Here is a 13,638-nt window from a genome sequence, read left to right as displayed (position 1 = left end):
GATGAAGAAAAAGGCATTATTTATCGGTGGAACAGGTACAATAAGTACTGCAATCGTGAAACGTCTTGTCAATGAGCTTGATTGGGACGTATGGGTTCTTAATCGTGGAAACCGCTCAGAGGTCCTCCCGAAGGATACACATTTTATCACAGCTGATATCAATAATGAAAAAGAGGTTCTGGAAAAGATTGGAGACCTTACGTTTGACTGTGTATGCGAATTTATCGGTTTTACCGTAGAGCAGGTTGAGCGTGACTACAGACTTTTCAAGGGAAAGACAAAGCAGTACATATACACAAGTTCTGCATCAGCTTATAACAAGCCCGCAGCAAATTATGTGATTACGGAAGGCACTACCCTTGCCAATCCTCACTGGGAATATTCAAGAAACAAGATCGCCTGTGAGGAGTTTCTTATGGAGAAATACCGCAAGGAAGGATTCCCTGTAACAATTGTAAGACCCAGCCACACCTATGATGAGAGAAGTATTCCTGTAGGTGTTCACGGACAATACGGTTCCTATCAGGTATTAAAGCGTATGATGGAGGGAAAACCGGTAATTGTTCACGGAGACGGATCATCTTTGTGGCATCTAACCTTTAATAAGGATTTTGCCATTGGATATACAGGCCTTATGGGCAACAGACATGCCTTTGGTGAAGCTTTCCAGATAACCGGAGATGAGGTTCTTACCTGGGATCAGATACATCAGACAGTTGCGGATATCCTTTCAGTAGAGCCGAAGCTTTATCATGTTTCTTCAGAATTCTTAAGTGCTGTAGGTGAAAAATACGGCTATGACTTCGAGGGAGGCCTTATAGGAGATAAAGCTGTTTCCGTAGTTTTTGATAACAGTAAATTAAAGAGACTTGTTCCCAAAATGACTACTACAGTCAGATTCGATGAGGGAGCACGCATAGCTATTGACTACATACTTTCACATCCTGAGTGTCAGAAGGAAGATCCGGAATTCGACAGCTGGTGTGATAAGGTCATTGCAGCATTAGAGGATGCAAAGAATAAAATATAATGATGTAATTTCTGAACGCAATAAAGAAAAGCGTTTAAGGATCATCACTTTTGACAGGAGCATACAACGTGAGTAACAAAATATCTTTTTCCAGTGATTATACTAAGGGAGCTCATCCAAAAATATTAGAGCGCTTAAGTCAGACTAATTTTGAGCCAAATACCGGTTATGGTACGGATAAATATTGTGAAAGCGCAGCCGGTAAGATAAAGGAAGTATGTAATTGTCCTGATGCGGATGTTTTCTTTCTTGTAGGTGGAACCCAGACAAATCAGACTATTATAGACATGCTGCTTAATACCTATGAGGGAGTGGTTGCAGCAGAGACAGGTCATGTGGCAGCCCATGAAGCGGGAGCGATAGAGTTTTCCGGTCATAAAGTACTGACACTTCCAAGCGTCAAAGACAGCATGGCAGGTGAGAAAACCAGATATTCCGATCAGATTGGTAAAATTGATGCCGCAGATCTTAAGGCTTTTATCAAGGCTTTTTATGCTGATGATAACCATGAACACATGGTTTTTCCCGGAGCAGTATATATTTCACATCCGACAGAATACGGAACTCTTTACACTAAGTCAGAGCTTACAGAGATTTCCAATGTCTGCAAAGAGTTTGAAATTCCGCTATTTCTTGACGGAGCAAGGCTTGGCTATGGTCTTATGAGCGACAGAACGGACGTTACAATACAGGATATTGCAAGTCTTGTTGATGTTTTTTACATCGGAGGAACCAAGGTCGGAGCTTTGTTTGGAGAGGCTGTGGTATTTACAAAAGGAGTTACCACTAAGCATCCCATACCTGTAATTAAGCAGCATGGCGCGCTTCTTGCCAAGGGCTGGCTGTTGGGACTACAGTTTGATACATTATTTACTGACAATCTTTATTTTGATATCAGTAAAAATGCTATTGATATGGCAAATATGCTTAAGGAAGGACTCATAAGCAAGGGGTATCAGCTTTATATCGATTCTCCTACGAACCAGCAGTTTATTGTTCTTGAGGATGACAAGCTAAAAGCACTTTCAGAGAACGTAGTATACGGATTCTGGGAGAAACTTGATGATACTCACACTGTTATAAGGCTCGCAACAGATTGGGCTACAACAAAAGAAGATATAGATAAATTAATGTCCTATATGTAGGGTATATTTTGTGATTATAAAAAGGAACATTCGTTGTTGATACTACGGATGTTCCTTTTTTCTGAAATTGTTATATTATGTTTATGAGGGCTTCATAATAACTTGTTATTATTAATGAGAGTCTTATGAAGAGGGGGGCAAAATATGTTCAATTCAATTCTTGATTTATTGTTATTTTTCCTGATATCTCTAGGATACTGGAAAATCTTCAATAAATGTGGGATTAAGTCTTTTTGGGCGTTTATCCCTTTTGCAAGGGAATATCATATATCTTTGTGCGCAGACAGGGAGCTTGAGGGACGGGTATATACTATCCATTCCGCTATTGCTTATGTCATTTTATCCCTGAACCATATCATTAAAAATGAGATGGCGGTTGCTCTTCTTACAATCGTATTGCTGGCGGTATATATATCAAGATATGTTTATCAGATAAGAATATACCTGGGTCTTATAAAAGTCTTTGAAAGAAAGAAAAACTTCATATGGCTGTTGGTCATATTTGAAGTTCCTGCTCTTTTATATCTCGGTTTTTCCAAAAAATGCATGCCTAACAAAAAGTTTATAGATTACAGAAAGCTGGATGGCGCTATGGTCAGCGGAGTAGAGACCGAGGATACGGATAGCGGACTGTCTGTAAATATAAACGAAAGAACCACATTTGAGTTTTTTAAGAAAATTATGCTACTTAAGGACATCCACATGACTATTCCAAGGGGGCGCATGGTTTTGCTTCTGGGAGGGTCCGGTGCAGGAAAAACCACCTTTGTAAATGCTGTTACAGGCTACGAAAAGGCAGATGCTACGGTTAAGCTTGATGGGAATGATATTTATGAAGAATACTCCAAGATGATTTATGATGTTGGATTCGTCCCCCAACAGGATTTGATGAGGGATAATGACACAGTTCTTCTTACTTTATCGGATGCTGCTTCATTAAGGCTTCCATCAAGCGTTGGATTTATTGAGATAAACGAAAGAATCAATCATGTACTAAAAGAGTTTGGTCTTGAATCCGTAAAGAACAGCCTTGTTGAGAAGCTTTCAGGAGGACAGCGAAAACGATTGTCCATAGCGATGGAGTATATTTCCGATCCCTCCCTGTTTATTCTTGATGAGCCTGATTCGGGGCTTGACGGAGTTGTAGCAAGGAGCATTTTTGAAAAGCTTAGAGCGATAGCGGATGAAGGAAAAATTGTAATAGTAATATCCCACACTCCCGACAGAGTTGCAGATTTGTTTGATGATCTTATAGTTCTTGCAAAGGATAAGACAAGAGCCGGAAGACTGGCGTGGTATGGGCCGTTAAAGGAAGCCTATGAGTTCTTTGGAGCTGATTCTTTGGAGGATGTTCTTCTTACGATTAACCAGAAAGAGGAAGGTGGTCAGGGAAGAGCAGACGAATTTGTCGAGGAATATGCTAAACGAATCATAGAAAAGGTTGGGTGAAAAAAATGGCTGCTAAGATAAAAAGGCATAGAGGAAGATTTTCTCAGACTATCATCTATTTGGGAAAACATTTCAGAATGTTTCTTTTTGAGAATGACTGGAAGGTTCTGCCGATGTCGGCAGTAATTGCAGGTCTTGTTTATTTTGCGGTTGGAGGGAATCTCTTTAAAACAATGGAAGGCACGCTGATGGGAACTTTTGCCCTGGCATGTGTATGTATTTGGAATGGATTTTTCAATTCCATCCAGGTAATATGCAGAGAGCGTGCGATAATCAAAAGAGAGCACAGGTCAGGACTTCACATGAGTGCATATGTAGCCTCGCATATGATTTATCAGGCAATTCTATGCATTTTACAGGTTGCGATTATGATTGGCGTCTGTCATCTTATGGAAATCCAATTGCCACAAAGGAGTCTTATTACAAAATGGCCAATCATAGATTTTGGACTTACGCTTTTTCTTATTACATATTGCGCTGATATGTGTGCGCTTTTAATCTCAGCCTTTGCAACAACGCCTACCGCGGCTATGACTATCATGCCGTTTTTGCTCATAGTTCAGCTCTTATTTTCCGGTGCATTCTTTTCACTTCCTGAAAAAGCAATGCCATTTACATATCTTACGGCAACCAAATGGGGGCTGACGGCAATGTGCGCCCAGGGGGACTATAATTCCCTGCCGATGGTATCTATCTGGAATAGTGCCATTAAGATGAAAAATGTTGAAATAGAAGGAGAAAAGCCTTTTCAGGAGGCACTGGTCTATATTGAAAAAAACAATATGAGAGATGATCTTTTAATGAGATGTGCCCAGCAGAACCAGGAACCGAAATACAATTTTGACAAAGATATAGTGTTAGGAGCCTGGAGCTGGCTGATTTTGTGGACAGTAATATATATTATTTTAGCCACAATATTACTGGAGTTCATTGACAGAGATAAAAGATAATAGGGTAAGCAATAATTGCAAATAGATAAACAAAATTGAATATATACTTTGGATGGTATTCCGTTCATAATCATTTGTAATGACCATGTTCAGAAATTGAAGAAAAGTGGGGAAAGAAGGTATTTGAATTATGATGGACGTTGTGCCTGCAAAGGGAAGAAGCATTTCTAAAGTATATGAAGAAAATGATGCTGTTTTTATGGTGTCTGAAGCCGGTGTTTTGAGGATTATTCCACAAAAGGGAGGAATAGTCAGAGTTTCTTTTTCCGGTGACGGGAGCTTTAACGAGGAGCAGGGAAAAGACTTTTTGGACTATCGCGGAAGCTTAAATTATGAAATTTTGGGTGATGTAACTGATGAAAATACGGAATATATCAGCATAAAGACAGATGAAGGAACTGTCAGAGTACATAAAAAGTCCGGAGTTATTTCATTTTATGATAATAAAGGACAGCTCCTGCTTTCAGAGGATAAAAAACATCCAAGAGAGCTTGAGAAAATCCCGTTATTTAGGACAGCTAAAGCCGACAGGGTGCAGATCGAAGAGGTTGTGACTGCAGACGGAGTAAAGAAAAGGATCAAGGCGGCTGATAAAGAACAGTATGGTGTGGCATACAAGACAAGGATTTTCTTTGATTTTCAGGAGAACGAGCTTTTAACAGGATTTGGACAGGGAGAGCATGGTGAGTGGAATTTAAGGAAACGCACTTACTATGTACATCAGGCAAATAAGAAAATTGGGATTCCAATGATGGTTTCCAGCAGGAAATATGGAATCCTTTTAAGCACAAATTCTCTTTTTATGTTCTGTGAGGATGAAGAGAAGGCATATATTCAGACAGAAGCTGATCATTATCTGGATTATTTTTTCCTGTTTGGAAAAGATCTTTTTGATGTAGTTAGAAATTACAGAAGGATAACAGGAAAAGCTGCCATGCTGCCAATGTGGGCATACGGCTACATTCAGTCAAAGGAGCGATATTGTGATCAGGAAGAAATCCTGAAAACAGCGGAGGAATTCAGGAAAAGGGATATAGGTGTTGACTGCCTTGTGCTTGACTGGATGAGCTGGGAGGATAACAAATGGGGGCAAAAGAGTTTTGATAAAAAGCGGTTTCCTGACCCGAAGGCTATGATAGCAGGGCTTCATAGGAAGGGAATTCATTTTATGATGTCCATTTGGCCCAATATGAGTGCAGGGACAGAGAATAATGAAGAATTTAAGAAGAAAGATCTTTTGTTTCCGGGAACTGATATTTACAATGCGTTTTCCAAAGAAGGAAGAGATCTTTACTGGTCACAGGCCCAAAGGGCACTGTATCCTCATGGAGTTGATGCCTGGTGGTGTGATTCAAGCGAACCCATAACCCCTGAGTGGACACATCTGGTAGAACCCTCTGATGGGGAAAAATACTATGAGTATAAGCAGGATGCATCAAAAATGATGCCCTTTGAGCTTGCAAATGCATTTGGTAAATATCATGCCATGACCATATGGGATGGGCAAAGAAGCAGTTCATTAGAAAAGAGAGTAGTAAACCTGACAAGAAGCGGATGGTCTGGAAGTCAGAAGTATGGAACCATACTTTGGTCAGGAGATATTGCTGCCAGCTGGAATACACTTAAAAACCAGGTCAGAGCCGCGTTGCAGTTTGCTTCAAGCGGAATGCCCTATTGGACCCTTGATGCAGGAGCCTTTTTTGTAAAAAAAGGAATACAGTGGTTCTGGAATGGTGATTTTAGTGACGGAATAGATGAAGCATATAAGAAGCTATATGTAAGATGGCTTGAATTTGCCGCATATCTCCCTGTATTCAGGGCTCATGGTACTGATGTGGACAGAGAACCCTGGGCATTTGGAGATAGAGGCGATAAGTACTATGAAGCTATCTGCGATACCATAAAAAACAGATACAAACTTCTTCCATATATCTACTCCATTGGCGCTGCGGCTCATTTTGATGATGCGATGATCATAAGGCCACTTATGTTTGATTTTGCATCTGATGGAAAAGCTGTAGATATTGCAGATCAGTTTATGTTTGGTGACAGTCTTATGATATGCCCTGTGATAAGTGAGTCTGACAGGAGAGAAGTTTATCTGCCTTCAGAATGTGATTGGTACGATTTTTACACCGATGAAGTATTTAATGGTGGTCAGACCATTCAATATACCAGTCCTCTTGAAAGTATCCCGGTATTTGTAAGAGCAGGGGCGATTATACCCACAGGGAAGCCTGCCGGATGTACAGAATATATGGATGGGGATGATATAGAAGTTGTAATCTATCCCGGAGCTGATACGAAATTCAGATTATATGAAGATGCCGGGGACGGTTACGGCTATGAAAACGGAGAGTATGTTATTACAGATTTTTCCTGGAATGATAAGAATAGGAATTTTTCCTATGAATCTGTAGGAGATATGAGATTTAGAAAAGGCAAAATAAATTATAAGATAATCCATTAGGAAAGTTCCAAAGAATCAGTGTAGTTGTCTAAGAGTCTGATGTGATGGGTATGGTTAATAAACATAAATTTTTAATGGCATTTTTGGGAGTAGTGGTTGCAGCGGTTATTGTTTTTATTATAACAAACAACAGTAACTACAATAATTTGTCCGGGGCAGAAAAGGTCGATCAGTTTTCCGGAAAAACTGTCGGAGTAATGCTGGCCTGGGAGTCAGATTATGCTCTGACAGCAAGAAAGGATCTTAATATTTTAAGATATGATCAGTTACCGGATATGGTTATGGCACTTCAGCATGACAGAATAGATGCTATTGCATTGGATGCGTTGACTGCAAAAACCGTACTTTTCATGACAGATGGATTGGAGATTGTGCCGCCGATTTACGGACAATATGGGTATGTAGCTGCTTTTGGGCGAAATGAAAAGGAACTATGTGATGACTACGATGCATTTTTAAGGGAGTACATCAGGACAGATGAATATCAGGATCTTCAGAGAAGAATTAGCGAGTTTGACGGTCATAAATTCGACGGAAAGATAATAAGACCAACAGGAACGGGCAGAACCATCACTGTAGCATGTAATGAAAGTGGTTTTCCATCTACGTACTATGATTATGCTAATGATTGCTGGGTCGGTAGTGATTATGAACCTTTTATCACATGGGCAAATGCGAGAAATTATAAAGTTGAAATAACAGGAACTGTATATGAAGACATGATTATGGGCGTTTTCAGAGGCAGATACGAGATGATAATCGGATTTCTGAGTGAGTTGTATCAAGATGACTTTGATACCTTTGGAATCAATCATTCTATACCATTAAATCCCATAGGCATTTATTTTTTAGTAAAAAGTAAAAACGGAATATCGACAAGTTATGGGCTTTATGAAGAGTTCTAGTGATATGCTGAGGGGTATTTATTATGGATTATACGAGAAAAATGCTTTATTACACATTTGTTAATGAAGACAGATACATAATCTTTTTAAGAGGCTTTGGTAATACACTACTTTTGTCAATTGCAAGCTTTATCCTTGGAACCTTGTTTGGAGTGCTTCTTTGTGCATGCAAACGTTCAGGGAACAAGTCACTTGTAAAGATCGGGAATCTGATAACCTCAATTCTTATAAATATTCCAACCATGGTACTGCTACTGGCATTTGTATATGTGATATTCGGATCAATCCATGCTCCACTTACGATAATTATTATTATTGCACTTACTATGAAGACAGGAGCATATATCTGTGAAATACTCAATACTTCTCTTGATGCAGTAGATGTAGGAGAAATAGAGGCAGCGAGAACCCTGGCAATGAGTAAGAGGCAGACATTCAGATATATAATCATGCCACATGTAATCTCAACAGGGCTCGAGTTATATAAAAACCAGTTCGTCATTTGTATGCAGGAAACTGCAGTTGTAGGCTATGTTGCCATGGTGGATCTTACAAGAGCTGCCAGTATAGTAGCTGCCAGAACTATGGACGCATTTTTTGGACTTATTACGATCACAATAATTTACTTCCTGATTGGATATATTGCGAAGAATTTGTTGAATCTGTTGCAGGCAAATGAGCATATCGAGGTATAAATATGGATTTGATAAATATTAAGAATCTTACAATGGATTATGGTCAGGGCATTATACTTAACGATATTAATCTTGATGTTGCAAAAGGGGAGACAGTTTTTTTGATCGGGGGATCCGGCTGCGGGAAAAGTACTCTTCTTAGATGCATAAACAGACTTATTACACCTACGGCTGGAGAAATATATATAAATGGCGAGAATATCTTAAAGCCGGATGCGGACATCGACAAAATACGTCGCAGTATGGCCATGGTATTTCAGAGCTTTAATCTGTTTTCACATCTTAATGTTATTGAAAATCTGATACTTGCACCGATGAAAGTATTAAATAAGTCAAAAGAAGAGGCTATAGAGGATGCCAGGCAAATTTTAAAAAGAGTAGGTATGTCCGGACGTGAAAATTCCATGCCGGAATGGCTTTCGGGTGGACAAAAGCAGAGAATAGCTATAGCAAGGGCGCTTGCCATGCATCCGGATGTTATTCTTTTTGATGAGCCAACAAGTGCACTTGATCCAACGATGGTAGGCGAAGTTAAAGCGGTTATAAGTGATCTTTGCAATGAAGGACAGACTAGTGTAATAGTGACACATGATATGAACTTTGCAAGAAATACTGCGACTAAGGTGGTTTTTCTTGCGGAAAAAGGCATATATGAACAGGGTGAGCCAATTGAATTTTTTGATAAACCTAAAAAGGTGTTAACTAAGAAGTTTCTGTATAATTCAAGAATGCTTGAAAGAAGCTTTGAGTCAGATACCATAGATATCTTAGCCCTTGCCAGTGAATTACGAAAATTTATATCAAGATTTCAAAATGACAGTAATCACGATAAGCTTATTTCCACTATTTGTGATGAGTTTCTTTATCCGATATTCAATGCCGGAGAAAAGGCTCCCGTAAGTATGGATATGAGACTTATCTGTAGTGAAACCAGCAGATCACATTACTTAATGTTTGGTTTTCCGGATTTAGACATTGATCCATTAAGCGATACATTTATAGATGAACTAAACTTAAAGATATTGGAACATCAATCTTCTTTGATAATGAGCAAGAAAAGAGATGATGTCGGGTATGATGTTTGTATTCAAATGTAAGCAGTTATCTATCTGTAAACTGAATAAAGCCGGCTAAGGAGGTAATTTAGTTGGATAAGTATACCTATAGTGCTGAAGAAATGCATTTTTTGGAAAATAGTAAAGTACCTTTTGCAATTTATCAGTTCATAAATAAAAGAGTTGTCACGGTAGTTATATCGCAGGGGTTTGTAGAACTGTTTGGATATGAAGATCTTCCAAGGAGTGAAGTTTATTCTCTGATGAATAAAAATATGTATCATAGAACGCATCCTGACGATATGGCGGTTCTTGGAGATGCAGCATATCGCTTTGCTACCGAAGGCGGGAGGTATGATGTGCTCTACAGAAGCAAAAAGGGCAATGAGTATAGGATCATTCATGCTACCGGAAGGCATATTTATAAAGAAAACGGAGTAAGGCTTGCTTTTGTATTCTATATGGATCAGGGAGCCTATATTGAAGATGGGAAAACCTCCAGGGATATTTTTATTGGGACAGCAAAGAAGGCTCTTGAGGAGAGAAGCCATGATATCAGGCTCAATCATGATTATCTGACGGGACTACCGTCTATGACCTATTTTTTTGAACTTGCTGAAGAGGGATGCAGGGAAATTCGTAGTAAAGGGAAGACACCTGCCATTCTTTTTATTGATTTTAACGGAATGAAGGTGTTTAACCAGAAATATGGCCTTGAGGAGGGCGATAGATTATTAAAAGACTTTTCGGAAAAAATCATAGCCATGTTCAGTCATGAAAACTGCTGCAGATTCAGTGCGGATCATTTCTGCATATATTCAGATGAAGAAGCAGCTCATGAAGGCGCTTTAAAGCTGATTGCGGATGATAATAGTGAAGATGCTGACAGAAGTATGCCGCTTCGCATAGGCATGTATATTTATGATGATGAAAATATCAGTATAAGCGGGGCATGTGACAGGGCTAAGATTGCCTGTGATTCAGAAAAGAATAACTATTCGGACAAGATATATCTTTTTGATAATAAGATGATGACCACTATCGAGGAAAAGCGATATGTGGTTGAAAATATCGATAAAGCCATAAGGGAAGACTGGATAAAGGTATACTATCAGCCTGTTATCAGAACAACCAACGGAAAGGTTTGCCATGAAGAAGCTTTGGCAAGGTGGATAGATCCTGAAAAAGGATTCCTTAATCCCAGTGCGTTTATACCGGCTCTTGAAGATACAAATATGATTTATATGCTCGACTTATATGTTTTGGAGTCAGTGCTTAAGAAAATGAAGATGCAGGCAGATGATGGTCTTTATGTTGTACCGGTATCAGTTAATCTCTCAAGGGCTGATTTTTATGCCTGTGATATTGTGGAAGAGGTGCGGGAGCGTGTTGATGCCAGCGGCATCTCAAAGGACAAGATTGTTATTGAGATTACAGAAAGTGCTATAGCAGATGATATTGATTATATGATAAACATAATCGAACGGTTAAAGCTATTGGGATTCAATGTCTGGATGGACGATTATGGAAGTGGATACTCATCACCTGTCATATTGCAAAAAGTACCCTTTGACCTGATTAAAATAGATATGGATTTTGTAAGACAGCTTGAAAGAGAAGAAAAAACCAGGATTATCCTTACAGAAACAATACGTATGGCGATGTCTCTGGGGCTTAGTACTGTGGCTGAAGGGGTTGAAACAAAAGAACAGGCTGATTTCCTTAAGAATATAGGATGCAATATGCTTCAGGGATTTTATTATAGTAAGCCCATTCCTTATGAGGAGATAGTTGAAAGAAATAAGAATGGTACTGCTATATGCTATGAAAATCCCGAGGAGTCAGACTATTATGAAAGGCTTGGAAACGTCAATCTGTATGATCTTTCCATGACCGGCACAGGTGAAGGCCAGTTTAGGAACTATTTTGATACATGGCCTATGCTGATGGTTGAATGCAAGAACAAGAGAATATCAATTATAAGGCATAATCAATATTTTAAAGAGTTCCTAAGAATTAATTTTCCTGATTCTTATTCGAAGACAGAGTATGATGTAGCAGATCTTTTGGATGGTCAGGGAGGATACTCATTAAATGCTGTATTAAAGTGCGCTAAAGACGGTAAGAAGGTTGTTCTTGAAGATATAACACATGATGGAAAACAGATAAAATTATTGATTTGGAGGATAGCCATTAATCCGCTCACGGGCAGTGCTGCTGTGATGATAGCTGTTCTGTCGTCTACTGAAATCGATAATAACGGTTATGAATTAGAGAGTGAAGCAAGAAACAGTGATACAACACACAAAATCACAGGGGAATATAAAGAACTCCTGGAGGAAAATGAGCGCCTTAGAAAGGAAGCGGAAGCAAACAGGAAAATAACAGAGCTTAGGGAGTCGGTTTCAGCTCTTTTGACAAACATGCCTGCCATGACATTTTCCAAAGATATTAATTCGGGAAAATATCTGGCTTGTAATCAGGCATTTGCTGAGTATGCCCATAAGGACAGCCCGGAGGAGGTTGTGGGGCTGACAGATTTTGAGATATTTGATTGGGACACGGCCAAGCATTTTGTGGATGATGATAAAAAGGCATGGGCAATGAACAAGCCATATATTTTCTTTGAGGATGTTCATGATGCTGCGGGTAATATGCGCCGTTTTCAGACGACCAAGCTGAACTTTACTGACGATACAGGCAGACAGTGCCTTCTTGGCCTTAGCCAGGATGTAACAGATGCAATGCTCATAAAACATGAATATGTGGAAAGACTTGCAGAGGCCTATAATCAGGCAAATATAGATTCTCTAACTGGGGTTAAGAACAAGAATGCATATCAGGAGGAAGAGAAAAAGTTAAACCTTCTAATTAAAGAGGACAAAGCTCCGGAATTTGCCATTACGATACTTGATGTTAACGATCTCAAGAAAATCAATGATACAAAGGGACATAAAGCCGGAGACGAGTATATTCTTGATGCCTGCAGGATGATATGCAGAATCTTTAAATTCAGTCCGGTTTATCGCGTAGGTGGGGATGAATTTACAGTTATATCGCAGGGGGATGATTATAGAGATATTGAAAAGCTTGTAGAAAGCATTTCTGAGCACAATGAAAAAGCTATTACCGCTGGCGGTATAGTGATCGCCTGCGGCATGTCAAAATTTGCTAAGGATCCTAATGTAGACGCAGTATTTATGCGCGCTGACAAGAATATGTACGATAATAAAAACAACTTAAAGAATAGATAGAATAGTCGCTATTGATATATGCTGTTAGTTTAGGCTAATAATCCCCGTCAGGCTCGATATTACTTCGCCAGGCAATCTCATTAAATAAAAGTGAAAATAATTGTGAAATAAATGTTGACACAATAGTTAGACAATGCTAACATAGCCTTGTTAGATATAACTAACAAATGACATACATAGTCATAAGAAATCTCCTACCTGAAATGCCGCATCTTGCCAATGCGGCATTTTATATGAGCAGAGCATATTTGAATTTAGCACAATCAAATGTGAAGCACTTGAATATGCGATGGTTAAGGCAAATAATCTATAAAAATAATTAAAATTTTATTTTTCTTATTGACAATAATTATTATTAAGCATATTCTATTTATTGACAAAAAGTTAGCCTATGCTAATGGGAATTATATAAGACTAACAGCTTTTATAGGAGGAATTATATGACACTTAATGATGCAGAACTCTGCAAAGAATATAAAATTGAAGCTATTGACACAGATGGGGACGATGAGATGGAGAACTTTCTCTTTTCTCTTGGCTGTTATAGTGGTGAGTATATTACTGTTATTGATAAGAAGCGCAATCTTGTAGTCGCTATTAAGGATGCAAGATATAATATTGATCCTGAGTTAGCTTCAGCTATCAAGATCTAACGGTATTCCATAGTCTGAACTGAGAAAATCCA

Annotated in this window: 10 protein-coding genes; all 10 read left to right on the top strand. The window is 38.9% G+C overall.

All coding sequences use genetic code 11. The features are described 5' to 3' along the window. Position 1: 1 nt before the first annotated feature. The 10 genes from T501_RS09330 to T501_RS09285 all read left to right on the top strand — a co-directional run bounded on the left by T501_RS09330 (position 2) and on the right by T501_RS09285 (position 13,606). Positions 2–1,030: an SDR family oxidoreductase gene (locus T501_RS09330; protein ID WP_044914483.1), complete on the top strand. Its 1,029-nt coding sequence runs from the start codon at positions 2–4 to the stop codon at positions 1,028–1,030. Positions 1,031–1,098: 68 nt separating this feature from the next. Further along, the gene (locus tag T501_RS09325; protein ID WP_044914540.1) at positions 1,099–2,175 is read left to right on the top strand and encodes a threonine aldolase family protein; all 1,077 of its coding nucleotides are present in this window, start codon (positions 1,099–1,101) and stop codon (positions 2,173–2,175) included. 144 nt (positions 2,176–2,319) lie between these two features. After that, positions 2,320–3,624 carry an ATP-binding cassette domain-containing protein gene (locus T501_RS09320; protein ID WP_026510675.1) on the top strand — a complete coding sequence of 435 codons (1,305 nt, stop codon included), beginning with the start codon at positions 2,320–2,322 and terminating at the stop codon, positions 3,622–3,624. Positions 3,625–3,629: 5 nt separating this feature from the next. Then, entirely contained in the window at positions 3,630–4,574 is a 945-nt protein-coding gene (locus T501_RS09315) for an ABC transporter permease (protein WP_044914482.1), read from the top strand. A 130-nt stretch (positions 4,575–4,704) separates the two neighbouring features. Then, positions 4,705–7,044, top strand: a complete 2,340-nt coding sequence (locus T501_RS09310) for a glycoside hydrolase family 31 protein (protein WP_050008231.1) — start codon at positions 4,705–4,707, stop codon at positions 7,042–7,044. Positions 7,045–7,118: 74 nt separating this feature from the next. Then, entirely contained in the window at positions 7,119–7,949 is an 831-nt protein-coding gene (locus T501_RS09305; protein WP_197027944.1) for a substrate-binding periplasmic protein, read from the top strand. A gap of 23 nt (positions 7,950–7,972) precedes the next feature. Next, positions 7,973–8,644, top strand: coding sequence for an amino acid ABC transporter permease (locus tag T501_RS09300; protein ID WP_044914479.1), 672 nt, complete (start codon positions 7,973–7,975; stop codon positions 8,642–8,644). 2 nt (positions 8,645–8,646) lie between these two features. Next, on the top strand, positions 8,647–9,741 hold the full coding sequence (locus T501_RS09295; RefSeq protein ID WP_197027943.1) for an amino acid ABC transporter ATP-binding protein: 1,095 nt from the start codon (positions 8,647–8,649) through the stop codon (positions 9,739–9,741). 50 nt (positions 9,742–9,791) lie between these two features. Then, positions 9,792–12,953: an EAL domain-containing protein gene (locus T501_RS20180; RefSeq protein WP_050008230.1), complete on the top strand. Its 3,162-nt coding sequence runs from the start codon at positions 9,792–9,794 to the stop codon at positions 12,951–12,953. Between the two features lie 440 nt (positions 12,954–13,393). Further along, positions 13,394–13,606 (top strand): FeoA family protein, encoded by a 213-nt coding sequence (locus T501_RS09285; protein ID WP_026510681.1) that lies wholly within the window; start codon positions 13,394–13,396, stop codon positions 13,604–13,606. Positions 13,607–13,638: the final 32 nt, after the last annotated feature.

The sequence above is a fragment of the Butyrivibrio sp. WCE2006 genome, assembly GCF_000701985.1.
In the GTDB taxonomy this organism is placed as follows: domain Bacteria; phylum Bacillota; class Clostridia; order Lachnospirales; family Lachnospiraceae; genus Butyrivibrio.
The sequence above is the reverse complement of the archived record's forward strand: the minus strand, read 5'-3'. Positions and strand labels throughout refer to the sequence as shown.

Coding starts and splice junctions, on each gene's coding strand:
- T501_RS09330 (WP_044914483.1), top strand. CDS start 2: ATGAAGAAAAAGGCATTATTTATCGGTGGAACAGGTACAATAAGTACT.
- T501_RS09320 (WP_026510675.1), top strand. CDS start 2,320: ATGTTCAATTCAATTCTTGATTTATTGTTATTTTTCCTGATATCTCTA.
- T501_RS09315 (WP_044914482.1), top strand. CDS start 3,630: ATGGCTGCTAAGATAAAAAGGCATAGAGGAAGATTTTCTCAGACTATC.
- T501_RS09310 (WP_050008231.1), top strand. CDS start 4,705: ATGATGGACGTTGTGCCTGCAAAGGGAAGAAGCATTTCTAAAGTATAT.
- T501_RS09305 (WP_197027944.1), top strand. CDS start 7,119: ATGGCATTTTTGGGAGTAGTGGTTGCAGCGGTTATTGTTTTTATTATA.
- T501_RS09300 (WP_044914479.1), top strand. CDS start 7,973: ATGGATTATACGAGAAAAATGCTTTATTACACATTTGTTAATGAAGAC.
- T501_RS09295 (WP_197027943.1), top strand. CDS start 8,647: ATGGATTTGATAAATATTAAGAATCTTACAATGGATTATGGTCAGGGC.
- T501_RS09285 (WP_026510681.1), top strand. CDS start 13,394: ATGACACTTAATGATGCAGAACTCTGCAAAGAATATAAAATTGAAGCT.